At 36.2% G+C, this 22,389-nt stretch carries 28 protein-coding genes; 20 read left to right on the top strand and 8 right to left on the bottom strand.

The annotated features are described in order from the left end of the window. Positions 1–171 precede the first annotated feature (171 nt). From HMPREF3029_RS05950 to HMPREF3029_RS05940, 3 genes are read left to right on the top strand one after another with little or no spacing between them, the layout of a single operon-like run. Complete coding sequence (locus HMPREF3029_RS05950; protein WP_070623565.1) at positions 172–471, top strand: DUF4298 domain-containing protein; 300 nt, start codon at positions 172–174, stop codon at positions 469–471. Between the two features lie 36 nt (positions 472–507). After that, positions 508–1,020, top strand: coding sequence for a hypothetical protein (locus HMPREF3029_RS05945; RefSeq protein WP_068128724.1), 513 nt, complete (start codon positions 508–510; stop codon positions 1,018–1,020). Positions 1,021–1,024: 4 nt separating this feature from the next. Further along, a complete protein-coding gene (locus tag HMPREF3029_RS05940) occupies positions 1,025–1,258 on the top strand; it encodes a hypothetical protein (RefSeq protein WP_068128722.1) in 234 nt (77 codons plus the stop codon). 23 nt (positions 1,259–1,281) lie between these two features. Here the strand turns inward: HMPREF3029_RS05940 and HMPREF3029_RS05935 are convergent, their stop codons facing one another. After that, a complete protein-coding gene (locus HMPREF3029_RS05935; protein ID WP_070623562.1) occupies positions 1,282–2,280 on the bottom strand; it encodes an NAD(P)/FAD-dependent oxidoreductase in 999 nt (332 codons plus the stop codon). A gap of 91 nt (positions 2,281–2,371) precedes the next feature. On the opposite strand from HMPREF3029_RS05935, the gene dinB reads away from it, so the two are divergent. Both dinB and map read left to right on the top strand, forming a co-directional pair. Further along, positions 2,372–3,445, top strand: a complete 1,074-nt coding sequence (gene dinB, locus HMPREF3029_RS05930) for a DNA polymerase IV (RefSeq protein WP_068128782.1) — start codon at positions 2,372–2,374, stop codon at positions 3,443–3,445. A 49-nt stretch (positions 3,446–3,494) separates the two neighbouring features. Beyond that, positions 3,495–4,247, top strand: a complete 753-nt coding sequence (map, locus tag HMPREF3029_RS05925) for a type I methionyl aminopeptidase (protein ID WP_068128719.1) — start codon at positions 3,495–3,497, stop codon at positions 4,245–4,247. Positions 4,248–4,288: 41 nt separating this feature from the next. Here map and HMPREF3029_RS05920 read toward each other — a convergent pair whose 3' ends face one another. Genes HMPREF3029_RS05920 through HMPREF3029_RS05910 form a run of 3 tightly spaced genes read right to left on the bottom strand, consistent with a single transcriptional unit; the run spans position 4,289 to position 6,417 of the window. Next, positions 4,289–4,846: a beta-class carbonic anhydrase gene (locus HMPREF3029_RS05920; protein ID WP_070456303.1), complete on the bottom strand. Its 558-nt coding sequence runs from the start codon at positions 4,844–4,846 to the stop codon at positions 4,289–4,291. Next, positions 4,843–6,048, bottom strand: a complete 1,206-nt coding sequence (locus tag HMPREF3029_RS05915) for a YihY/virulence factor BrkB family protein (RefSeq protein WP_246828777.1) — start codon at positions 6,046–6,048, stop codon at positions 4,843–4,845. The genes HMPREF3029_RS05920 and HMPREF3029_RS05915 overlap by 4 nt, the downstream gene beginning before the upstream one ends. A gap of 48 nt (positions 6,049–6,096) precedes the next feature. Beyond that, positions 6,097–6,417, bottom strand: a complete 321-nt coding sequence (locus tag HMPREF3029_RS05910; RefSeq protein WP_068128714.1) for a hypothetical protein — start codon at positions 6,415–6,417, stop codon at positions 6,097–6,099. Positions 6,418–6,564: 147 nt separating this feature from the next. On the opposite strand from HMPREF3029_RS05910, the gene HMPREF3029_RS05905 reads away from it, so the two are divergent. The 8 genes from HMPREF3029_RS05905 (at position 6,565) to HMPREF3029_RS05875 (ending at position 12,149) form a co-directional block, all read left to right on the top strand. Then, positions 6,565–6,762: a DUF1128 family protein gene (locus HMPREF3029_RS05905; RefSeq protein WP_040928250.1), complete on the top strand. Its 198-nt coding sequence runs from the start codon at positions 6,565–6,567 to the stop codon at positions 6,760–6,762. Positions 6,763–6,775: 13 nt separating this feature from the next. Next, positions 6,776–8,002 carry an aminopeptidase gene (locus HMPREF3029_RS05900; protein ID WP_070623556.1) on the top strand — a complete coding sequence of 409 codons (1,227 nt, stop codon included), beginning with the start codon at positions 6,776–6,778 and terminating at the stop codon, positions 8,000–8,002. 76 nt (positions 8,003–8,078) lie between these two features. Next, positions 8,079–8,255, top strand: coding sequence for a hypothetical protein (locus HMPREF3029_RS09440; RefSeq protein WP_168162127.1), 177 nt, complete (start codon positions 8,079–8,081; stop codon positions 8,253–8,255). A 64-nt stretch (positions 8,256–8,319) separates the two neighbouring features. After that, the gene (locus HMPREF3029_RS05895) at positions 8,320–8,823 is read left to right on the top strand and encodes an acyl-CoA thioesterase (RefSeq protein WP_068128709.1); all 504 of its coding nucleotides are present in this window, start codon (positions 8,320–8,322) and stop codon (positions 8,821–8,823) included. Between the two features lie 9 nt (positions 8,824–8,832). Continuing rightward, on the top strand, positions 8,833–9,606 hold the full coding sequence (locus HMPREF3029_RS05890; RefSeq protein WP_070710161.1) for a regulatory protein RecX: 774 nt from the start codon (positions 8,833–8,835) through the stop codon (positions 9,604–9,606). Beyond that, positions 9,596–9,910, top strand: a complete 315-nt coding sequence (locus tag HMPREF3029_RS05885) for a YfhH family protein (RefSeq protein ID WP_068128706.1) — start codon at positions 9,596–9,598, stop codon at positions 9,908–9,910. Before HMPREF3029_RS05890 ends, HMPREF3029_RS05885 begins: the two co-directional genes overlap by 11 nt. Then, positions 9,910–11,403, top strand: a complete 1,494-nt coding sequence (locus HMPREF3029_RS05880) for a P-loop NTPase family protein (protein WP_070623553.1) — start codon at positions 9,910–9,912, stop codon at positions 11,401–11,403. Before HMPREF3029_RS05885 ends, HMPREF3029_RS05880 begins: the two co-directional genes overlap by 1 nt. 8 nt (positions 11,404–11,411) lie before the next feature. Next, complete coding sequence (locus tag HMPREF3029_RS05875; protein WP_070623550.1) at positions 11,412–12,149, top strand: hypothetical protein; 738 nt, start codon at positions 11,412–11,414, stop codon at positions 12,147–12,149. A 33-nt stretch (positions 12,150–12,182) separates the two neighbouring features. Here HMPREF3029_RS05875 and HMPREF3029_RS05870 read toward each other — a convergent pair whose 3' ends face one another. Continuing rightward, positions 12,183–13,154, bottom strand: coding sequence for a metal-dependent hydrolase (locus tag HMPREF3029_RS05870; RefSeq protein ID WP_070710160.1), 972 nt, complete (start codon positions 13,152–13,154; stop codon positions 12,183–12,185). 40 nt (positions 13,155–13,194) lie between these two features. On the opposite strand from HMPREF3029_RS05870, the gene mutY reads away from it, so the two are divergent. Genes mutY through HMPREF3029_RS05850 form a run of 4 tightly spaced genes read left to right on the top strand, consistent with a single transcriptional unit; the run spans position 13,195 to position 17,189 of the window. Next, entirely contained in the window at positions 13,195–14,214 is a 1,020-nt protein-coding gene (gene mutY / locus HMPREF3029_RS05865) for an A/G-specific adenine glycosylase (protein ID WP_070710159.1), read from the top strand. 54 nt (positions 14,215–14,268) lie between these two features. Next, positions 14,269–14,811: a nucleoside tri-diphosphate phosphatase gene (locus HMPREF3029_RS05860; protein ID WP_040928242.1), complete on the top strand. Its 543-nt coding sequence runs from the start codon at positions 14,269–14,271 to the stop codon at positions 14,809–14,811. 30 nt (positions 14,812–14,841) lie between these two features. Beyond that, positions 14,842–16,584, top strand: a complete 1,743-nt coding sequence (locus HMPREF3029_RS05855; RefSeq protein WP_070623544.1) for an ABC transporter ATP-binding protein — start codon at positions 14,842–14,844, stop codon at positions 16,582–16,584. Further along, positions 16,581–17,189, top strand: coding sequence for a DNA-3-methyladenine glycosylase (locus tag HMPREF3029_RS05850; RefSeq protein WP_070456316.1), 609 nt, complete (start codon positions 16,581–16,583; stop codon positions 17,187–17,189). The genes HMPREF3029_RS05855 and HMPREF3029_RS05850 overlap by 4 nt, the downstream gene beginning before the upstream one ends. 32 nt (positions 17,190–17,221) lie before the next feature. Here HMPREF3029_RS05850 and HMPREF3029_RS05845 read toward each other — a convergent pair whose 3' ends face one another. Continuing rightward, positions 17,222–18,328 (bottom strand): FUSC family protein, encoded by a 1,107-nt coding sequence (locus HMPREF3029_RS05845; protein WP_070710158.1) that lies wholly within the window; start codon positions 18,326–18,328, stop codon positions 17,222–17,224. 11 nt (positions 18,329–18,339) lie between these two features. After that, on the bottom strand, positions 18,340–19,632 hold the full coding sequence (locus HMPREF3029_RS05840; protein ID WP_070710157.1) for a glutamate-1-semialdehyde 2,1-aminomutase: 1,293 nt from the start codon (positions 19,630–19,632) through the stop codon (positions 18,340–18,342). Positions 19,633–19,772: 140 nt separating this feature from the next. On the opposite strand from HMPREF3029_RS05840, the gene bcp reads away from it, so the two are divergent. From bcp to perR, 3 genes are all read left to right on the top strand, one after another. Next, complete coding sequence (gene bcp, locus HMPREF3029_RS05835) at positions 19,773–20,219, top strand: thioredoxin-dependent thiol peroxidase (RefSeq protein WP_068128687.1); 447 nt, start codon at positions 19,773–19,775, stop codon at positions 20,217–20,219. Between the two features lies 1 nt (position 20,220). Continuing rightward, positions 20,221–21,162, top strand: a complete 942-nt coding sequence (locus HMPREF3029_RS05830) for an NAD(P)-dependent oxidoreductase (RefSeq protein WP_070710156.1) — start codon at positions 20,221–20,223, stop codon at positions 21,160–21,162. 72 nt (positions 21,163–21,234) lie between these two features. After that, entirely contained in the window at positions 21,235–21,681 is a 447-nt protein-coding gene (gene perR, locus HMPREF3029_RS05825; protein WP_040928235.1) for a peroxide-responsive transcriptional repressor PerR, read from the top strand. 12 nt (positions 21,682–21,693) lie between these two features. Here the strand turns inward: perR and HMPREF3029_RS05820 are convergent, their stop codons facing one another. Then, positions 21,694–22,077, bottom strand: a complete 384-nt coding sequence (locus HMPREF3029_RS05820; RefSeq protein WP_070623528.1) for a DUF2614 family zinc ribbon-containing protein — start codon at positions 22,075–22,077, stop codon at positions 21,694–21,696. Positions 22,078–22,389 lie beyond the last annotated feature (312 nt).

Raw genomic sequence — 22,389 nt, 5'->3', positions numbered from 1 at the left:
TCGGTCCTGCTGCCACTAATTTTTAAGATGAAAAACTGTTAAACAGCGGATCGGTTTTTCATCTTGTAAAATTAAACGAACCAAAACCTAAACTCAACCAAAAATCATAGAACAATTCACCGACTCTTAGTGGTATAATTAAATTAATTCTATTGTATAGGGTGTGTTGGCATGAAAAAAGATGTTATTCGTTATGAAGAGATTTTAAACCGTAGTGCAGATCTTAAGGATGAAATGCAAAATCTCCTTCAAAAGTTCGAAGAGAACTTAGATGAATATAATGCACTGAAAAATTATTATGGTAGCCAGGAATATTTAAATGACCTCGAGGTGTCGAATACGACTGACGAATACGATGATATTAACCAAGGTGTACTGTCTGAAGATGCGGTGTTTAACCTAATTGGTGAGATGTATCACTTAAATGTTGATATGTTAGAAATCGCTGCAAAATATTTAAGAACTCATTAATATAACCGAATTGAAATAAATTGAGGAGGGACGTTCATGAAGCATTATTACTTTGAAGTGGAGAGACGACACCGTGAAAGTCATGTCTATATTACGAACGAAGCGAGTCAGAAGATTGGTGAAATCATCTTGAACCCGCGTGAAAAGTTCGATAAGGAACATAGCTTTTTGTTTCGTTATAGAGACGGTGAAAGTTACTTTTTAGGATTACGTCAGCGCCGCTTTAAAGATATGAACGTCGCTCGTTATGAATTATTTACGGATGATGAGAAGTTTAAATTTAAAGAAAGAAAAATACATAATATAATGAATTTTCGAGTCGATGGGGTGATTGACGATTCGAACTATTCATTTACAGAACGCGTGGCGAATACGCTAGAGATGGTAAAAGAAGGTGTGACGATTGGTCGTATTACTGAAGATGAAATCGTCGTAAACGATCACACACTACGCGTTGAAGAAAGTGTATTATTTTTAATGTATTTCATGTTTAAATTATATAAACGTGAACCTGTAAGCTTTAAAAAGTACCTTTATAATATGGGGTGACATCATGTCTTTATTAGTGTTAAGTTTTATAATCCCGTTAGTTGGTGTCTTTTTACCGATTTTTATGGAAAATGATTTCGGATGGACACTGACGATTTTATTTTCAGTGCTCGGCGTACTGTTTAGTGCGACAAGCGTCAAAGAAAGAAAAGATAAATGGGCGATTATTGCCTTATTATTAAACGTCGTAGCTGTTGTTTACGCAGCATATGTGACGACTCAATTTTTTATGAGCTGATAAAGTATCAGCTCATTTTTTATTTATAAATAACTATACTTATTAATATCGAGTTCAGCATCGTTAAAAATAATAGTGTCAGCAATTACTTTTCCTAAAAATGGAGCAGCTGTTAATCCGCTTGATCCGAGACCATTCGCGACGAATGTTCTTTCATCGACAAATCCAATGAACGGTAGGAAGTCTCTCGTATATGGACGGAGACCAACTTTCATAAACTGTTCCACAATTTCTATATTAGGATAAAACTCCTGAAATACGTTCAATAAATACTCCTCATTTTCTTTTGTCGGAGTGACGTCAAAGCTTTCCGTATCAATATGTGTCGTACCGATAGCAAAGTGGTTTTTACTTAAGTTAACGATGTAGTGACTTCTATGCATGACGACCGGTAGATGTTCAAAGTGACCAGAAGTTTTCACGTGTAAAATCTCAGCTTTTTGGTGGCTGACTTTTGGTTCAAAAGGTTGTTCAGCGCCGTATGCACCGGTTGCGTAAATTTTAAAATCATCATCGTTTGGAATGTATGATTCATTTTTAATCGTGCCACCGGATTTTAAATACGCATCTTTTAATGCGTTTAAAAGTGCATCGCCTTTTACTTGCATCGCACCTTCAACGAATATGTTATAGTACTTGTTGTTTAAATATTCTACAGGCGCATCTTCTGACACAGAAATCATTTCTTCGTATACGTCATTATTTTTTTGAATACGTTTCAGCGCTTTACTATATTTCTTTTCGTCGTCGAATAAGATGTACGCACCGTTACGTTCAAATGATGGATTAATTGGTGAAGTTTTAGCGAGTGTTTCAATAAACTTTGGATAATACTTCGCACTTTTAGTGACCATATCGAGCCATAACTTGTTGCGTCTTTGACTGACCCATGGACAGATGATACCAGCTGAAGCTTTAGTCGCTTGTCCTTCATCTTGTCGGTCGTACACAATTGTATCTGTATGTTGTTGTAAGTGGTAGGCGATTGACAAGCCCATAATACCGCCGCCGATAATAATCATAATGATTCCTCCTAATCATATTATAACGATAAACGTTTAGATTTAAATTTAGAACAAATGTTCGATTTTTGGTATACTATTGTTGGTGAGGATAATGGAGCGACGGATTATTCATATAGATATGGACGCTTTTTATGCACAAGTTGAACAAAACGATAATCCTAAATTAAGAGGGAAACCGGTCATCGTTGGTGGGCGGTCTTTTAGCCGTGGCGTCGTTTCGACCGCGAGTTACGAAGCGCGTAAATACGGTGTGCATAGTGCAATGGCAATGAGTCGTGCGCATCAGTTATGCCCGGACGGAATCTTTTTACGTGCGCGATTTAACAGATATCGTGAAGTGTCGAGTCAAATTATGGATATCTTTTTATCGTACACAGAGATCGTTGAGCCATTAAGTTTAGACGAAGCATACCTCGATATTACGCATTTAGTGAGTAAAACTAGACCTGCGAAATCAATTGCGTTACAAATTCAACACGATATTTTTGAGAAAACGGGACTCACGTCTAGTAGTGGGATTTCATACAATAAATACCTCGCAAAACTCGCTTCAGGTATGAATAAACCAAGCGGTACAACGGTAATCGATTACGACAACGTCGACGAAATTTTAATGCACCTGGATATCGGTGATTTCCCAGGAGTCGGTAAAGTAACGAAAGAAAAGATGCACCGACTTAAAATATTTAACGGGCAAGATTTATACGACAAAGACGAAAATTTTTTAATCTTTCATTTTGGCAAAAGAGGAAGAAGTCTATATGAAAAGGCACGAGGGATTGGAACGAATCAACTCGATTACGACCGTGAACGTAAATCTGTAGGTAAAGAAACGACATTTAGTTACGATAGAAATGACGATGAAGAAATGGTACGTGTTTTAAAAGATTTGTCAGAACAAGTATCCGTAAGACTTGAAGATAAAAAACTATGTGGACGCGTCGTCACAGTAAAAATTCGTCACGACGATTTTACAGTGCATACAAAACAAACAGGGACGAGTAATCCAATATTTCGTACAGAAGACATATATGAAGTCGCGCATCATTTGTATTACGAGTTAAAAGATCCGACGATACCGATTCGTTTAATCGGTGTCACTGTTTCGGACCTAGAAAAACGATCGTATCGGAACATGACAATATACGACTTTTTAAAATAAAATATGATTTGTTATACTATATAAATATAGAAAAAAGCGAGGGTTTAAAGTGATAGTTGAAACAGATAAAGAACTAGAAGGATTAAAAGAAATCGGTCAAATTTGTGGACGCGTATTAAAAGAGACAATCGAGTACACAAAAGTAGGGATGACGACAAAAGAAGTCGACGACTATGCAGGTGCTTTACTCGAAAAGTACGGTGCAAAAAGTGCACCGATTACTGAATATGACTTCCCGGGATATACGTGCATTAGTATTAACGAAGAAGTAGCACATGGTATTCCAGGAAAACGAGTCATTAAAGATGGAGATCTCGTGAATATTGACGTCTCTGCAATGAAGGACGGTTTTTATGCAGATACAGGTTTATCATTTGTCGCTGGAGAAGTGGATGATGAACAAAAGCAAAAAGTTATCGACGTTGCTGAACTGGCATTTGACGAAGCGATGAAAAAAGTAAGACCAGGAGCGAAGCTATCTCAAATTGGGCGTGCCGTGCATAATACAGCACGTAAACATAATATGACTGTTATTAAAAACTTAACAGGGCACGGTGTTGGATATAGTTTACACGATGAACCACAGCACGTTTTAAATTATTATGATGCATCGGATAAGACGATTCTTAAAGAAGGTATGGTGCTTGCGGTTGAACCGTTTATTTCAACGAAAGCAACTCTCGTTTATGACGGAAAAGACGATTGGGCATTTGAAACAAAAGACGGTAGTTATGTCGCTCAAAAAGAGCATACAATTATGGTCACTAAAGATGGCCCAGTATTACTCACTGAAGTAGAGTAACAAAAAGACGATCAAACTTTAAGTTTGATCGTCTTTTTCTTTTAGTAATCGTTATGAATAACTTCTACAGCACCTGTACCAGGGTCCATGACAAGACCGTGAACAGGAACATTTTTATCCATTAACGGATGTTGTTTAACGATTTTGATGTTTTCTTCTACACTTTCTTCAACGCTATCAAAGCCTTGTAACCAGTCGACGACGTCAATTCCTGAATGCATTAAAGTATTAATGACTTCTTCACTTATACCGCGGTCGTGCATTTCTTTTAAAATTGGTTCAGGCTTTAACGCACCAAATCCGCAGTCATTATGACCCATAATGATAACCTCTTCAACACCGAGCATATATACAGCGACGAGTATACTTCTCATCGTACTGCCGTATGGGTGTGTAATCATAGCGCCAGCGTTTTTGACTTGTTTAATATCGCCATTTTTAAGACCGAGTGCTTTATAAGTTAGTTCCGTTAGCCTAGAATCCATACATGAAACGATCAGCACTTTTTTATCTGGTGTTTTTGATGTTTGATAGTTTAAATAATCTTTGTTTTCAACAAATTTTTCATTGTTTTCTAATAACGTATCGAGTAATCTCATGCTTTTTCTACCTTATCTCTATTCCCGTCTTCATTGACGTTTAAGTATTCTTTATGTTTAATTGCGTTAATTTGAGCACCTAAAATTAAAATGATACTCGTAATATATAGCCATAAAATTAAAATGATGACCCCTGCGATACTTCCGTATGTTGCAGAGTAGTTACTAAAGTTAGAAACATAGAAACTAAATCCGAGTGATGCGACGATGAAAAGAACTGTTGCAGTAATCGTGCCTGGTAATACAGATTTAATTTTCACTTTAATATTCGGTGCAAAAATATAAACGATTAAAAATGAAACGAAAACGAGTAATACAGGAAGTAAATTACTCACTAAGTTCCATACAAATTTTAACTGTTCTGCATCAACAAAACCAAAAACGAAACTACCGATTTGGTTACCGAGAATCATTAACACGAACGTACCGACAATACCGAGAGCAAGTATCAGTGTAAATACTACAGATAAAATACGAGAGACAATTCCGTTACGATTGTCTTCAACATCATAAGCGACGTTAAATGCACTCATTAATTGGTTCATACCGTTCGAGGCAGACCATAACGTTAAGAGTAAACCGATAGACAGTAATCCACCAGAACTACTCGATAGCACGTCGTCTAAAATACCTGTCAGCATACCAGAAATCTCTGATGGTGCGTATTCATTGATCAGATCTGTAAATTGAGACTGATCGACATTAAATAACGGTATGATAGTCAGTAAAAAGATTAACGCAGGGAAGATTGAAAGTAATAAATAGTACGCAAGCTGAGCTGCCATACCTGTCGTATTGTCTTTACTAAACTGGAATAACAACTTACCTAAAAATCCAGCGTCGTCTTTTACTTGAACGGGTTTATTCACTTTTGAGACGTATACAGATGATCCAGGTTTAGGAACGACTGATTGGAACGTCTGATACCCGACGAAATACTCGTGCTTTTTGTTATCTTCTTTTTGTTTTTCATTTAACTCTTTCATGAGTTTTTTCTCTTTTTTCTTTTCGTCAGCTTCGTCTTCTTTTTTTTGTTCTTTATATTCAGCCTCGGCCTTTTCTTGCTCTGTTAACGCATCTTCTTTAGCCTGTGCTGTTTCGCCTTTGTTGCCTTGAGCTTTATGTTCTTTGTTGTAATCATCACCGTGCTTTAACTCATTTAAAAAATCGGTGTTACGTTCACGGTTCGTTTCTTTACTCATACACATACCTCCTATAAAAAAGAGCGCCATTCGACGCTCTATATTGTATTATTGCAGATGCTTTTGATCTTTATTTTTATCGAAAATTGCTTTTGCGTTTTTAAGTGATTCTTCAAGCTCTGGGTTGTTACGGCGAATTTCTTCGAACGTATCTTTCCAGAATAGAACCTCTTCTTTAATTTGCTCAAATTTTGATGGTTCACTTGAATTTGACGCAAATTGATTTTTTAATTCGTCTGGATGTTTTGCATAGTCAATTGCTTTTTTAGAACCTTGAATGACAGATTCTCGTGTGTTTTTATCTATTAGACTAACGAGTCCTCCGACTGCTGCACCTAATAAAACGGCAGGTAATAGTTTGTTTTTCATAATCCATCGTCTCCTTTAAATCTCTCAATACTTAGATATAACCATTTTAGCGAACATTTAAACGAAAGAAAATATAAATCGACAGTAAACGCTATTATTTGGTAAACTTAACTTTATGATAGTACGATTCGGGAGGCCTTATACGAAATGGATAAAGTACAAATGTTAAAAGAAATCGAAGAAGCTTTGAATGTCGTCAGTAAAGGAATTTTAAGTGACGAAGAATTCCCTGACGATAAAATTGATGAATTAAGAGATTACCATCGCTACATCAAAAATCAAAAACAAATTTCACCAAAAGAACAAACGATGATCATCGACGAAATTGGTAAACTTAAAAAGTAAAGGGGTACTACATATGACAAACAACAAGTTAACAAAATACGCAGAGTTACTCGTAGATGTAGGTGTAAATATTAACGAAGGAAAACGTCTATTTATTTCAGCGACGACAGATGCGTTACCACTCGTTCGTGAAGTGACGCGTGTTGCGTACGAACGCGGAGCAGCTGAAGTCGTTACGAAACTTTCTGACGATACGTTATCACGCCTTCACGCTGAAAATCGTTCAGCTGAAGAACTCGCAACAGTTCACCCGTGGATTGTAGAAGAGCGTATGCATTATAGCGACGAGCATGCTGGATTCTTAAGCATTATCTCAAGTTCGCCAGAACTACTAAAAGGGATCGACCCGATGAAACTTAGAGAAATGCAAATCGCAAATGGTAAAGCATTAAAAGATTTCTCTGCACGTGTACAATCAGATTTCCACTCATGGTGCGTGGCTGGATATCCATCGGTCGACTGGGCAAAACTTGTATATCCAGATGAAACAGAAGAAGTTGCATTTGAAAAGCTATTAGATCTTATTCTTTATACAGTTCGTGCTGATCAAGACAATCCAGTAGAAGCATGGGATACGCACGATAAAACATTGCATGAGAAAGTTGATATTTTAAACGATGCGAACTTAAAATCGATTCGTTTTGTGTCTGAAGGTACAGATTTAACGATCGGTTTACCGGAAGGATATCTTTTTGCAGGGGCTTCAAGCGTTGACGCGACAGGTCGTAGCTTTATGGCAAATATGCCAACTGAAGAAGTATTCACTGCTCCAGATAGAAATAACGTAAACGGATATGTAAGTAATACGTTACCGTTATCGCACGGTGGAAACATCGTCGATAACTTTAAATTAACGTTTAAAGACGGAAAAGTAGTCGACTTTGAAGCAGAAGTTGGTTACGAAATTTTAGAAAACATTTTAGAAACAGATGAAGGTGCACGTTACTTAGGTGAAGTGGCACTCGTACCGTATGATTCTCCAATCAGTAACACGAATACGTTATTCTACAACACGTTATTTGATGAAAACGCGTCATGTCATATTGCGCTCGGAAGTGCGTATGCATTTAACGTGAAAGACGGAAAAGAAAAATCACGTGAAGAATTAAGCGAAATCGGTATTAACGATTCAATTACGCACGTTGACTTTATGATCGGCGCTAGTGACACAGATATTATCGGTTTAACAAAAGATGGAGAAGAAATTCAAATCTTCAAAGATGGAGACTGGAGTATTTAAAAAGTCTATCCCACACTATTTAAAGTATGGTATTATAGTAGTAGTATAGGTAAGTAATGATTCGGAGGTAAAAACTATGTTCTCATTCGGATTTTTTGGAATGACGTTAAGTATTTTAATTGCTGTTTCGATTACTCTCGTCGCTGTATTAGGTTTCGGCGGTGTAGTTTTCTATTTCTTAGCACAAGCGTTCAACAGTGAAGACGCACTTGTTGTTGATACGAGAGAAGAAGCATTAAACCGTAAAATTTAACACATAATTTTAGAGGAGACGATGATCTCCTCTTTTTTTACTTAAAACAAATCGAGGTGACAACATGATTAAGAAAATGTCAGAATCATATTCAGTAAAATCAGCAATTGTTTTCCCGCAACATACGAACAATTACAATACGATGTTTGGTGGCGTGTTACTCTCTCAAATTGATGATATCGCAGCAATCACTGCAAGACGCCATTCAGGAACGCAAGTGTTGACTGCATCGATTGACTCGATGGACTTTTTAAAACCGATAGAGCTCGGTGATATCGTCGTGTTAGAAGGTGTTGTGACACATACAGGTACTTCATCGATGGAAATTATGGTAAAAGTATCTCGTGAAAGTCACGGGAGTAATGAAAAGAAACTCGCAGGCTTTTGTTTTATGACATTTGTCGGTGTCGATGAAAACGGTAAGCCGGTACCTGTTCCTAAAATTGAATGCGACTCAAACACGCTACAATTTTTAGTCGATAGTGCAGACGTGAGAGTAAAACGACGTAAAGAACGATTAACACATACAAAAGAGCTCGCAACATATATTGAACAAGAACTTTTTTAGGAGGACGTTATGAAAGTAGAAAGAGTCGTGCAGTTAAAAAATAACTTTTACGACGTATACTTTAGCGATCAGTCTAAATTAAAAGTACACGAAGAATCACTCGTAAAATACGAGCTATTGCCTGGCCGAATAATTTCTAAAGATATGCTAGACGATATAAAAACATCAATTGAATTCGACCGAGCATATATTAAAGCAATTCAATATATATCGTATAAAATTCGTTCCACTCAAGAAGTGATCGACTATTTAAAAGACGAGTATGCGGTGGATATTATTAATCAAACGATTATTCGTCTAAAAGAAGAACGATATATTGACGATGCACATTATGCGACGAGTTTAAGTAATACGATTTTTAATACGACAGATAAAGGACCAAAACACCTTGAACGTAAGTTGTTAGAAAAAAACATCGATGAAAATATAATCGTCGAAGAAGTTGAACGATTTAACGACAAAGTCGACGAAGGACGTATTGAACGAATCACTCAAAAAGAGTTAAAAAAATATAAAGGTTCGTCAAATCATTTCGAAATGAAGTTACGTCAAAAACTGATGCGTGATGGTTATACGAACGCACATTTTGATTTTATTCCGTCAGAGATTCAGTTTGACGACACTGATTATTTTGAGAAAGAATTTGAAAAATATTATAATAGATTGAAACGTAAATATGAAGGATTTCAACTAAGACAAAAACTAACAGCGTCACTGATGCGCCGTGGGTTTAGTTACGATCAAATTAACGAGAAGTTAGAGGGAATTGAAGATGAGTTTTAGTACGATGACGAGAGTTGAATTAGAGCGATACATTCAAGAGACGCGTGAAAAAATGCGTAAAGCTGAAATGATGGGTGTCGAAAATGAATACCGCGTATTAGAGCGTCAAGCACTAATTGCGGAGTGTTATATGATCGACTTATCACTCATTCAACCAGGGAAAATATATAAAGTGATTGCAAACGAAGATCACTACTTTAAAGTCGAATATTTAAAAGGTGTGTTTGCGTGGGGCTTTTACATCGGTGGAGACGAACCAGAAACAGCAATACCTGTAAGCTTACTTCAACTGGATAAAAAGTAATGCAAGATATTATTCTTCATAAAGCGACAGGAATCGTCTACCATCATAAAGAGCGCACGAAAGATACGCGTTTCTTTTTAAAGCCGACGTATCTCATATTACGAGACATTAATACGACATTATACCGAGGAGAAGTTCTCGGTATACTCGGTGATTATTCAACTTTAAAGTATTTAAAAAATGTGTTTTCTGGACATTTAAAACCTGAAGAAGGTCGCGTGAAATACGACGTCTCATTTTTAAGTTTAGACGTTGAAGATCATCTTTTAAACGATAAACCTCTACATACGTTTATAGCTGAAATATTAGAAGAGTATATGACAGAGCGAAAAGTGAAAGAGTCGCTCGAATCGTTAAAACGTCATCCACTCTTTTTTGACTACTGGGAAAACTCAGTGAGTCAATTATCGCGTCAAGATATCGCAGTCATTTTGATGGAACTATCGTCAGAGATAAAAGCCGATATTACGTTATATAATAACTTTTATCGTTATTTAAACGACGATGGTTTTAAACGATTAAAATTCATCATTAATACGTTAGAATCTCGCGAGCTCGGTGTGTTTTTACTCGAGTCGAATTTCGTACCGATTGAAAAACTTGCCAACCACTTCGTATGGCTCAGTTATGGCCAAATGCGTTTTGAAGGCACCGTTCAAAATGGTCGTAAAGTGTATAACGATTATATGAAACTACGTTCTCAAATTCGTAGTACGGATGAAGAAGCGCTTTTTGATTTAGATTGGAAAGAGCGTATGTATGAACCGATGAACTTTAAGCACGGTTTAAAACGACGAAACCGAAAAGGTGAATCGGTCATCGATACGTTAAACATACAAAGACTTATTATCGCGTTTGTCGTTTTCTTTACGATGGTACTCTCATACTTTTTAGTCGTTATGGATTTTGAATTCACAAAAGAAGAGCATCCATTTGTAGAAGTTGCTGAAGAAGAAGAGGAAGAGACACAAGTTGAAAGGCTGCGTTATGCGTTTATAATTAGTGATGACGTCACTGTCAATGATACGTCTATACCTAAATACGCCTTAATCGCTATCGATGAATCTAATAAAAAGAATGTGACGACAACGATAGATAATGAAACAGTAAAAATACCGATAGACAACGTCGTATTATTTAACCCGTCGAGTATGTATGAGACGATTGATTACGACACGATGCTTCAGTATATGAATGATCAATTTTTAGACAATCATCTTTTTTATGCAAACTACTTAAACGTAGACGTTAGTCATATTGAGTCAGACTTTAGATTATCGCGTTTAGATTCATATGAAGCAGAAGTTGAAGGTGTCGATATAACATTTTTATTAGACCGTGATACTTCAATTGGTTTAATGACGAGTGGAAAAGAAAGTGACAAAATAAAAAGTGAGTTTAACATTACAGAAGATTATAAAATTTTTAGAACAGATGGTGGATTTGTATTATATGATGCACCAAATAACAAATGGATTTATTTAAGTAGATAGGTGAAACTATGAATCATACATTTCAATATTTATGGAAAAAGACATTTACGTTCCGTGGGCGTCACGTCTTAGCGAGCTTAATTCCGACGTTCATTTATATCTTCTTTATGATTATATTAATTGCAGGACTCACATTTTTATCAGCGGACCAAATGACACGACTCACTTATTTTGTAATCGGTATAACAGCAGTCGTTTGGTTATACAACTCAGCGATGTTGAACTATTATGAAATATTTAGAAAAGACTCGATTATACGGATGAATTACATTCCGTTATATTTAAGAGTATTACCGACAATTGTATTCCAAACAGTGCTTTATATATTGTTTACAATTCTTTATAGTGCGATACTTTCACTAAGAACGGCTGATTTTATGTTGAAATTATTCTCGCTTGGATATTACGTCATACTCGGTATGATTTTAATCGTTCCGTTTACGATATTTTATATTCAACTTCGTCAGCATATAAAGTGGAAGCATACAGATAAAGCACTACTCGTTATTTTATTAATTACGACACCTGTATTTTACATCGGGGATAATTTACCGACGATTTTACAAAATATATTAACGTTGAACCCATTTTACTACATCATTTACGGGATTGAATTATCTGCAATAAATGTTTCGTGGTCGACAAATAGAATTCCGACAGATCTATTATTTTTATCTGAGATGACATTAATATATATGGCGTTATATGCAGTGTACACAAAGACAAATATATATATGAAAAAATAATTCCCATTGAATTGATATTCAATGGGAATATTTTTAAGTGACTTTACTTTGGAGTTTTTCTTCAGAAAATACCCAACCTGTAAAGCTCGATTTAATGTCGTTTGTGTCTTGATTTATAATGATAATACATACGAACGGGTAGTGTCCATTTTGTAAATATCTTAAATCGATGTACCTTACTTCGATATGTGACCGATCGACTTGTGTGACTTCATATCGGTAAATACTTGAAAAGTAGGTAAACGCATTAAAGTCTTTGTTTGATTTTACGATTTCGTATAACTCTTCTTCAAGTGGACCGACTTTGTCGAACTCATCATATATAACGACTTGTGTTTTAAACGCTCGACCGACGACAAACTTGTCTTTTGTGACGAGCGCGATACGCCACTCGAAAAATTTAATCGTCGGCATAACAAATAGTCTTAGAATTTCAGAATTTGGTAACAGTCGACTGACTTTTTTCATCAGCATGCGTTTATACATTGCACGCATGACATAATAAATAGCGAGTAGACTATAAATGATGAAAAATAGTATGACTGGGTTAAATCCAAATGCCCATAAAACTAAATATAGTGAAAGTAATATTAATATTGGAATATCGATCGTGTTGATAATACCGAGTTGAATCCAACGGTTATCAAAAAATCGCAACGCTTGCGTACCGTACATATTAAATATGTCAACAAACACATGTAAGAACACAGCAAGCAACGACCATAAATACATATGGAAAAAATCTAGGTCAAATATTACGTTTGATACAGTCGCGAGTAGAAGCGGCCAAATGACAAACGTAAATGGTAAACTATGTGTTAACCCGCGGTGGTTTTTAATGTACGTCGCATTATCTTTTGCTTTTAATACCGTATCGATATCCGGGATTAAACTTGCGGCAACCATCGTTGAAGCGAACCCAACAGTGACAGCGTCAACGTGTGGGTCGATTGTTGCGAGTCCAACGAGCGTACCACCCATTAATCCGTGTGTTACAGTATCCATATATAAAACCTCATTTAATATATTAGAATAGGTGAAAAATTTGAACTATAAATTGTTTAACGAATCACTTTTAGATTGGTATTATGAAGTGCGCCGTGAATTACCGTGGAGAGAAACTTCAGATCCATATAAAATCTGGCTATCTGAAGTGATGCTCCAACAAACTCAAGTGAAAACCGTCATCCCTTATTATAATAAGTTTATCAAAAAATACCCAACACTTGATTCGATTGCGAACGAAAATAGTGAATCGCTACTGAAAGAGTGGGAAGGGCTAGGTTATTATAATCGTATTCGTAATTTCCATGAAGCGGTCAAAGAAGTCCAATCAAGTTATCAATCCGAAGTTCCAAATCAACCTGAAACGTTCTTCACATTAAAAGGTGTCGGACCGTATATCGGCGGTGCGGTTCAGTCGATCGCATTTAACCATAAAATTGCCGCAGTGGACGGGAATGTCCTTCGTGTCATGACGAGACTCACTGAAGACTCCAGAGACATTTCAAAACAAAAGACGATTTCCTCAATTAAATCACATATAGAAACGTTTATGCCAGAAAGTGCGGGGGATTTTAACCAAGCGATGATGGAACTCGGAGCAACTGTTTGTACACCACGCGCACCAAAATGTATTACGTGTCCAGTTCAAGCACACTGTGAATCATTTAAAAATAATACTGTTAATCTATACCCGTTTAAGAAGAAAGCTAAAGCTAAAAAAGAGTTGTATTTTAATGTCTATCTTATCCTAAATGATCAGAATGAAATTTATCTCTATAAAGAAACGAAAGACTTACTCCAAGGCATGTACAAATTTCCAAAATTTGACGTCGACACGAATGTAGAAACGATAGAGGATAAATTACACATTGAATTATCTCAACCTCAATTTTTAGGAGAAGAAAAGCATATATTTACTCACAAAGTATGGTATATGAATATATACGTCGTTCATACGACGTCTACAAATGACCATTTTGTACAACTAAATGAAGTGCGAGAACTTCCGATGAGTGTTGCGATGCAAAAAGTATATAAATATATCGATGAAACGATTTAGTAAAGTTCGTATGTTGAATGTGATATACTAACAAAGTAAAAAGAGGTGTGGCGAATGATTAAAGAAACCATACCGAAAACGGGTGAAACCGTCAGAATACAAAGTTATAAACACGACGGTAACATTCATAGAGTGTGGAAAGAAACGACAATTTTAAAAGCGACAGATAGTATTATCATCGGTGGTAATAATCATACACTCGTCACTGAAAGTGATAATAGAAAATGGGTGACGAGAGAACCTGCGTTAGTATATTTTCATAAAGAAGCATGGTTTAACGTCATTGCGATGTTTAGAGAAGACGGCGTATATTATTATTGCAATTTAGCTTCTCCATACGTTTATGATGGTGAAGCAATTAAATACATCGACTACGATTTAGATATTAAATTATTTCCAGATGGGAAATACTTTTTACTCGATGAAGATGAATACATCCAGCATAAAAAAGAGATGAGATATAGTAAAGACATCGATGATATACTGCATTATCAAGTTGACACACTCCAAGAATGGATTGAAGAAAAAAGAGGCCCGTTTGCGGAAGATTTTGTACACATATGGTATAAACGTTATCAAGAATTAAACCAATCGTAAGATTGGTTTTATTAGTGTAGGGGGGGTTTCTTGGTTAAACGGTATTTAAAATTTGTTAAACCGTATACGTGGCACGTGATTTTAACGATTATTATCGGGATTATTAAATTCGGTATTCCATTACTCATTCCGTTACTCATCGCGTACACAATCGACGACGTGATTCTCGTCGACAATTTAACAAATGATGAAAAACTCGATAAAATGTGGCGCGTACTTATGCTGTTTGGTGTCATATTCGTCTTAATTCGTCCGCCGGTTGAGTATTTAAGACAATATTTAGCACAGTGGACGAGTAACAAGATTTTATATGACATTCGTCATTATTTATATGCGCATTTACAGCGTTTAAGTTCGAAATATTACGCGAACAATAAAGTCGGCGAAGTAATTTCACGCGTCATTAACGACGTAGAACAAACGAAAAACTTTATCGTCACTGGACTTATGAATTTATGGTTAGACTTAGTCACGATTTTAATCGCGTTAGGTATTATGTTTACGATGAACGTTCAACTGACGCTCGTATCGATGATTATATTTCCGTTTTATATTTTCGGCGTATGGTATTTCTTTTCTAGACTACGCCATTATACGCGTGAACGTTCACAAGCAGTGGCAGAATTACAAGGGTTTTTACATGAAAGAATTTCAGGTATTAACGTGATCCGTAGTTTTGCGATTGAGAATTACGAACAACAACGATTCGATAAAGTAAACGATAACTTTTTAAATAAAGCGACAACGCATGCAAAATGGACAGCGTATAGCTTTATGACGGTCAATTCGATTACAGATATCGGGCCGTTACTCGTTATCGGCTTTGGTGCATATCAAGTTATAGAAGGAAGCTTAACGGTCGGGGTACTTGCAGCGTTTATCGCATATTTAGATCGATTATATGGACCGCTTCGTCGACTCGTTTCTTCATCTACAACGTTAACACAAAGTATCGCATCGATGGACCGTGTGTTCGAGTTGATCGATGAAGAATACGACATCGTCAATAAAGAAAATGCGTATGAATTAAAAAATGTAAAAGGTGAAATCGAATTTAACGACGTATCATTTAAATATAATGAAGATACACCACTCGTTTTAAATGATGTTAATGCAAATATTGGTGTCGGAAAAACTGTCGCGTTTGTTGGAATGAGTGGTGGGGGTAAATCTTCACTCGTATCACTTATACCTAGATTCTATGAAGTCTCAGACGGACAAGTTCTAATTGACGGACACGATATTAGAGACGTTACGTTACATTCATTAAGAGATAATATCGGTATGGTCATGCAAGATAATATTCTCTTTTCTGATTCGATTAAAAACAATATTTTACTCGCAAAACCAGATGCGACTGACGAAGAAGTGTACCGTGCAGCAGAGCGCGCGAATGCTTCAGCGTTCATTGAGAATTTACCAAATGGTTACGATACAGAAGTCGGTGAGCGTGGTGTGAAGTTATCTGGTGGTCAAAAGCAAAGAATTGCAATTGCTAGAGTCTTCTTAAAAAATCCACCGATTCTTATACTCGATGAAGCAACGAGTGCTTTAGATTTAGAAAGTGAAGCGATTATTCAAGATACGTTAAAAGAATTAGCGCACGACAGAACGACGATTGTCGTTGCACACCGACTCTCTACAATTACACATGCTGACACGATTTACGTCATCGAAAATGGTGAAATTGTAGAAAGTGGAACGCATGAAGAGTTACTTGCTAAAAATGGTGCGTATTTTAGACTTTATAGCATTCAGGATGTTGAAGTATGAGCTATTTAGATCTTGAGTTTTTATCAGAAGATACGTTAAAAGCAGCAAAAGAGTTACTCGGTAAAAAAATTGTAACGTATACAAATGGAGTAACAACGAGCGGGTATATTACTGAGGTCGAGGCGTATTTAGGAACGAAAGACCGTGCAGCACATACGTTTACTGGAGTAAAAAATAAAAAGAACAGTACGATGTTTGAACCGTACGGTCATATATACGTCTATACGATGCATGGACATCACTGCATGAATTTTGTCACAACAAAAGACTTACCTGAAGGGATTTTAATTCGAGGAATAGAACCCGCTGAAGGTATTGAAGAGATGATTTTAAGGCGCGGTCGAGAAGTGAATCTTACAGATGGACCGGGTAAATTAACTGAGGCACTTGGTGTTAAAAGAGACACGCATAACGGTAAGATATTAAATACAGGGTACGTCGATATTTACGACGGTAAAATCCCTAAGGAGATCGTTGCGACACCACGTATCGGAATCGATAATAAAAAAGAAGCGGTCGATTATTTATACCGCTTCATCGTAAAAGGCAATAAACATGTTAGTCGTTTTAAAGGAAAACAAGATGACAATAACGGCTGGCAGTAAAAAACGTTCGATGAAATTCATCGAACGTTTTTTTAATCTAAAGTTTCTTCAGTAATTGATAAATCTTCGTCATTTGCGTGATATTTAAAATAGCTATTAGTAATACGGTCCGCATTTTCTATAGACGTATGGTACTCATTGATTGCGGTAATACTGTTTAAAATGTTTTCGTATCGTAATCGAACGTCTTCACTAATGAGTTTATGATAATCATCTAAAAAGTGTTCGATTAGCGTGTTTTCATAATGGTATAGATTATCTTGGTAATACTCTGACGTTTCTGGTGGAATTTTCTCAGAAATTTTGAGTAAAACTTGTTCATGATACGCGATGAGTTGGTCCATTTCATAGCGAATTCGGTTAATAAAGTCTTCAGTTAAATATTTATAGTCGTTTTCAAGTTTGTTTAAACTTTCTAACACGTACCACGCGTTACGCGTCATCTGAACGACTTGTCTAAATAATATTTTACTACGTAAGTCACCGAGTTTCGTTTTTCTGAGGTATGGTTTTTCTTCTTCGTACCAGGCGTATAATGTTTCTAATTTAGTGACGCGTTTATCGAGTGATTTCACATCTTTACGAATAGTGATTGCGTCACTCGCACCGTTTAACTCTAATCGAATGAGTTTAAATATGTCGTTACTAATGACGGCAGAGTGATTATATAATCGGTCTTCATATTTAGGTGGGATTATAAATAAGTTAATGACTAACGCACATAATACCCCAATCATTACGAGTGAAAATCGAATAATTGCTGTTTGTAAAAAATCACCAGTCGTCATGTCAGCACCGAGTGGTTCATCCATAATTGCGATTACTGTAACGACAGCAAGACTCGACACACTTTGTAAATTGAAAAATATGAGTATAGAAAGTACGAGTATAATCGTTAAACCGATGACGATTAAGTTACTTTCAAATAAAAGAACCATGACGATCGCTGAAATCGCACCGATAATGTTTCCTCTAAACTGGTTCCACGTTTGAGAAATGCTGCGGTGCACGTTTGGTTGTAGTGCGTTCACTGCAGCGATACCAGCGATTAACCCTGGTGTTAAACCGAGCAATTGCACGACGAGTAATGTTAAAACGACCGCGATTCCCGTTTTTAATATTCGGGCGCCAAACTTCATAGCACCATCTCCTAAAAGTCTTCTTTAAAGACCGCTTCAATAATGTTAAGCGTATCTTCGATATCTTGATCCGTATGTTCAGTTGTAATAAACCAAGCTTCATATTTAGAAGGTGCGATGTTAATACCACGGCGAATTAGCCCGTTAAAGAACGTGCTAAATGCTTCACCGTCAGTATCTTCTGCACCGATATAATCCGTCACTGTTTTATCTGTAAAGTAAATTGAAAAAGCCCCAACTTTACGGTTTACAACTGCTTTAATATTATATTGTTCGATTAATGATTGAATACCTTCAACTAATCGTTTACCTTTACGATCTAATTCTTCATAAACACCGTCTTGTTCTAATACTTCTAAACATGCGATTCCGGCAGCCATCGATAACGGGTTACCCGCCATCGTACCTGCTTGATATGCAGGGCCAAGTGGAGCGACTGATTCCATAATATCTTTACGTCCACCGTATGCACCGATCGGAGTACCACCACCAATAATTTTACCGAGTGCTGTTAAATCTGGTTTTACACCGAGTAAATCTTGTGCGCCTCCGTACATAAATCTAAACGCTGTAATGACTTCGTCATAGATGACGAGTGCACCGTGTTGATGCGTAATTTCATTGACTGCTTCTAAGAATCCATCTTTTGGCTCGACGATACCGAAGTTACCGACGATTGGTTCGACTAACACGCCAGCAATTTCATCTCCAAAACGTTCAAACGCTTGTTTTAAACCTTCAATATCGTTAAATGGAACGGTGATCATATCTTTCGCAACAGTTTCCGGTACACCTGCAGAGTCTGGTGTGCCGAGTTGAGCTGGACCACTTCCTGCTGCGACTAATACTAAATCGGAATGGCCGTGATAACAACCTTCAAATTTAACGATTTTGTTACGTTTCGTATAGGCGCGCGCGACACGGATCGTTGTCATAACTGCTTCGGTTCCTGAGTTTACAAAACGAATGCGTTCTAAGTTTGGCATTGCGTTTTGAATTTTTTCAGCAAAGAATACTTCTTCTTTTGTCGTCGTACCATATAGAATCCCTTTTTGGCTTTGTTCGACGATCGCTTTATGAATATGAGGGTGTGCGTGTCCTGTAATAATTGGTCCGTAAGCTGCTAAATAATCGATGTACTTGTTACCATCGATATCATAAAAGTACGCACCTTCCGCGCGGTCCATTACAACCGGTGCACCGCCACCGACTGCTTTATATGATCTAGATGGTGAGTTTACTCCACCTAATATAATATTTTCTGCACGATTTCTAAATTGTTCTGAATTTTTATGACTATACATATATGTGTCATCCTTTAATATGAGATTATTATTTATATAGTAACATATTTACACGCGCTCTTTAATTAAGAAGATAGACGTTTAAAATCTTCATATATAAGGTATAGAAAAAGAAACACTTGAATTTAGGAGCGATAGAGATGGAACAGTTTCCACAATTTAAATTAGAAAATCAAAATGGAGATATTATTACAAACGACGATTTAAAAGGGTTAACAGTCATTTACTTTTATCCAAAAGATAATACACCTGGATGTACGACTCAGGCGTGTGATTTACGCGATAATATAGAAGCGTTTAACGACTTAGATGTTACGGTATATGGTGTCAGTGGAGATAGTAAAGAGTCTCACCAAAAGTTTATCGAGAAAAAAGACTTAAACTTCGATTTATTGGTCGATGAAAATAATGAGCTTGCGAGTGCAGCGGGAGTTATCGGAGACAAAACAGTTTTCGGTAAAAAGGTTCGAGGTATTGTCCGTACGACATTTATCGTGAATGAAAATAATGAAATCGTAAAACGTTTTGACAAAGTGAGTCCAAAAAAACACGTCGAACAACTACTAGAATTCTTAAAAGAGGGATAATATGGTAAAAATTTTATCAAATGCAGAACTAGATGAAAGTAAATTAAAACAACTAGAAGAAAAAGGCGTTGAATTTAAATACGTTTCTAATAAAGAAGACTTAACTGAAGACTTACTTAAAGACGTTGACGTTTTTAATACGTACGGCGGGAATTTAAAAGAAGATATGGTTGAACTCTTACAATCAGTTAAATGGATAAACGTCATGAGTGCTGGTGTCGATAATATTCCAGAATCATTATATAAAAATAAAATCATTACAAATGTGAGTGGTATTCATAAAATACCGATGGCAGAATATACGATTGGATTACTATTAGCCCATTATAAGAAGTTATATGAGGCGTATGATAATCAAAAGAACAAAAAGTGGGATTATAAATTAACAGGCGGAGAACTCTACGGTAAAACAGCGATTATACTTGGAACAGGTGAAATTGGTAAAGAGCTCGCGCGACTGTTAAAAGCGTTCCATGTAAAAGTAATCGGATTTAATACGAGTGGTAGAGATGTCGAGTATTTCGACGAAACTGAAAGCATTGATAATGTAAAGAATAGACTGAGTGAAGCGGATTTTGTTGTCAGCATTTTACCGAGTACGAAAAAGACGAGAGGATCTGTAGATATAGATTTCTTTAAACATATGAACGATGAAGCGGTATTCGTAAATATTGGGCGCGGTGATCTTATCGAAGACGAGACATTAAAACACGTGTTAGATAAAAAACTCATATCACATTTAATACTCGACGTATTCAATGACGAACCTTTAGACAAAGATGCGTTCATTTATGAATATGATAACGTCACAATTACACCTCACGGAAGCGCACGGACAAACCGATATACTGAACGTGCACTCGATATGTTTTTAGATAACCTAGAGAATTATTTAAACGATGAAGAACTATTTAATGTCGTTTCCTATGAGAAAGGATACTAACATATTTGACATTGTGAATGGGTTATTTGTAAACTGTAATTATATAGATGTAACGAAAGTAGGTTAAACCCTATGACAATTATCGATTGCGATACAATGTTTAATGAGTCGATTGAAAAGTTAAAAGAGACAGGAGTTAGAATTACTCCACAACGTAAAGCAGTGCTAGAGTATTTAATTGAAACAGAAACTCACCCGACTGCAGATGAAATTTTTAAAGCATTGTCACATAACCATAAAAATATGAGTGTTGCGACAGTTTACAATAACTTAAAACTATTTAAGGAAGTCGGTTTAGTAACAGAGTTAACATATGGTGATGCATCAAGCCGATTTGATTTTAAAACTTCACCACATTATCACGTCATTTGTAAAGACTGTGGTAAGATTATGGACTTTCAATATCCAGCACTTGAAGAAGTGGAAGAACTCGCAAGTCTTTTAACAGGTATGGAAGTCGACGGGCATAGACTAGAACTATATGGTCGATGCCGAACATGTAACAAAAAAGAAGATTAGAAGTTATAACTTCTAATCTTCTTTTTTTAATTGTTCTTTAAGTTTTTCGCGGCGGTGTTTTACGTTGTAGTCGATGTTAAATTCCTCGCCCTCTAAATCTTTATCTAAAGTTAGTGGTTCTTTACAATGTTGACAATAATCGACTGTGCCTAAAATCTTTGTATGTTTACCGCAGTTTGGACATTGTACTCTCACTGCACGTGCACTAATCATGCCGACGTAAAAGTAAATAACAAAACTTAAAAGAATCGGTATTACACCGAGTATTAAAAAGATCAGCATTAACCACGGCGTCGATCTAAAGAACATTCCCGCATACATAATAATCATACCGATAAAAATTAATGCGAGTGCCCATCCACGTATACGTAATATCTTATTACCTGGAAGTCTCATATTTTCACCTCAAAACTTATTATATACAAAAATCATTTTATATTGTATTATAGAGAAAGTCTTTCTTGAGACGAATTAATTTTTAAAAAAACTTATAAAAACTCTTGACTATATTTTCCAAGGTGTTATTATAGAGTAGTCGCTTCAGTAACGGCGACAAAAATCAAGTAACATATCATCAAATCAAAAAGTTTTAAAAATAATTTTTAAAAAGTGTTGACAAGATAAAAACTACTTGATATAGTTAAGGAGTGTTCGCTTCACAGCGACGCAAAAACAATGAACATTGAAAACTGAATGACAATATGTCAA

It is taken from the genome of Nosocomiicoccus sp. HMSC059G07 (assembly GCF_001815515.1).
Classification (GTDB): Bacteria; Bacillota; Bacilli; order Staphylococcales; family Salinicoccaceae; genus Nosocomiicoccus; species Nosocomiicoccus ampullae_A.
The sequence above is the reverse complement of the archived record's forward strand: the minus strand, read 5'-3'. Positions and strand labels throughout refer to the sequence as shown.

Bases quoted from the DNA above. Each gene is read 5' to 3' on its own strand.
- HMPREF3029_RS05875 (WP_070623550.1), top strand. From the start codon at position 11,412: ATGAATCATACATTTCAATATTTATGGAAAAAGACATTTACGTTCCGT.
- HMPREF3029_RS05890 (WP_070710161.1), top strand. From the start codon at position 8,833: ATGAAAGTAGAAAGAGTCGTGCAGTTAAAAAATAACTTTTACGACGTA.
- HMPREF3029_RS05880 (WP_070623553.1), top strand. From the start codon at position 9,910: ATGCAAGATATTATTCTTCATAAAGCGACAGGAATCGTCTACCATCAT.
- HMPREF3029_RS05870 (WP_070710160.1), bottom strand. From the start codon at position 13,154: ATGGATACTGTAACACACGGATTAATGGGTGGTACGCTCGTTGGACTC.
- HMPREF3029_RS05900 (WP_070623556.1), top strand. From the start codon at position 6,776: ATGACAAACAACAAGTTAACAAAATACGCAGAGTTACTCGTAGATGTA.
- perR (WP_040928235.1), top strand. From the start codon at position 21,235: ATGACAATTATCGATTGCGATACAATGTTTAATGAGTCGATTGAAAAG.
- HMPREF3029_RS05905 (WP_040928250.1), top strand. From the start codon at position 6,565: ATGGATAAAGTACAAATGTTAAAAGAAATCGAAGAAGCTTTGAATGTC.
- HMPREF3029_RS05935 (WP_070623562.1), bottom strand. From the start codon at position 2,280: ATGATTATTATCGGCGGCGGTATTATGGGCTTGTCAATCGCCTACCAC.
- HMPREF3029_RS05845 (WP_070710158.1), bottom strand. From the start codon at position 18,328: ATGAAGTTTGGCGCCCGAATATTAAAAACGGGAATCGCGGTCGTTTTA.
- HMPREF3029_RS05915 (WP_246828777.1), bottom strand. From the start codon at position 6,048: ATGAGTAAAGAAACGAACCGTGAACGTAACACCGATTTTTTAAATGAG.
- HMPREF3029_RS05840 (WP_070710157.1), bottom strand. From the start codon at position 19,632: ATGTATAGTCATAAAAATTCAGAACAATTTAGAAATCGTGCAGAAAAT.
- HMPREF3029_RS05945 (WP_068128724.1), top strand. From the start codon at position 508: ATGAAGCATTATTACTTTGAAGTGGAGAGACGACACCGTGAAAGTCAT.
- bcp (WP_068128687.1), top strand. From the start codon at position 19,773: ATGGAACAGTTTCCACAATTTAAATTAGAAAATCAAAATGGAGATATT.
- HMPREF3029_RS05895 (WP_068128709.1), top strand. From the start codon at position 8,320: ATGATTAAGAAAATGTCAGAATCATATTCAGTAAAATCAGCAATTGTT.
- HMPREF3029_RS05860 (WP_040928242.1), top strand. From the start codon at position 14,269: ATGATTAAAGAAACCATACCGAAAACGGGTGAAACCGTCAGAATACAA.
- HMPREF3029_RS05920 (WP_070456303.1), bottom strand. From the start codon at position 4,846: ATGAGATTACTCGATACGTTATTAGAAAACAATGAAAAATTTGTTGAA.
- HMPREF3029_RS05940 (WP_068128722.1), top strand. From the start codon at position 1,025: ATGTCTTTATTAGTGTTAAGTTTTATAATCCCGTTAGTTGGTGTCTTT.
- HMPREF3029_RS09440 (WP_168162127.1), top strand. From the start codon at position 8,079: ATGTTCTCATTCGGATTTTTTGGAATGACGTTAAGTATTTTAATTGCT.
- HMPREF3029_RS05850 (WP_070456316.1), top strand. From the start codon at position 16,581: ATGAGCTATTTAGATCTTGAGTTTTTATCAGAAGATACGTTAAAAGCA.
- HMPREF3029_RS05885 (WP_068128706.1), top strand. From the start codon at position 9,596: ATGAGTTTTAGTACGATGACGAGAGTTGAATTAGAGCGATACATTCAA.
- HMPREF3029_RS05910 (WP_068128714.1), bottom strand. From the start codon at position 6,417: ATGAAAAACAAACTATTACCTGCCGTTTTATTAGGTGCAGCAGTCGGA.
- HMPREF3029_RS05830 (WP_070710156.1), top strand. From the start codon at position 20,221: ATGGTAAAAATTTTATCAAATGCAGAACTAGATGAAAGTAAATTAAAA.
- HMPREF3029_RS05820 (WP_070623528.1), bottom strand. From the start codon at position 22,077: ATGAGACTTCCAGGTAATAAGATATTACGTATACGTGGATGGGCACTC.
- HMPREF3029_RS05950 (WP_070623565.1), top strand. From the start codon at position 172: ATGAAAAAAGATGTTATTCGTTATGAAGAGATTTTAAACCGTAGTGCA.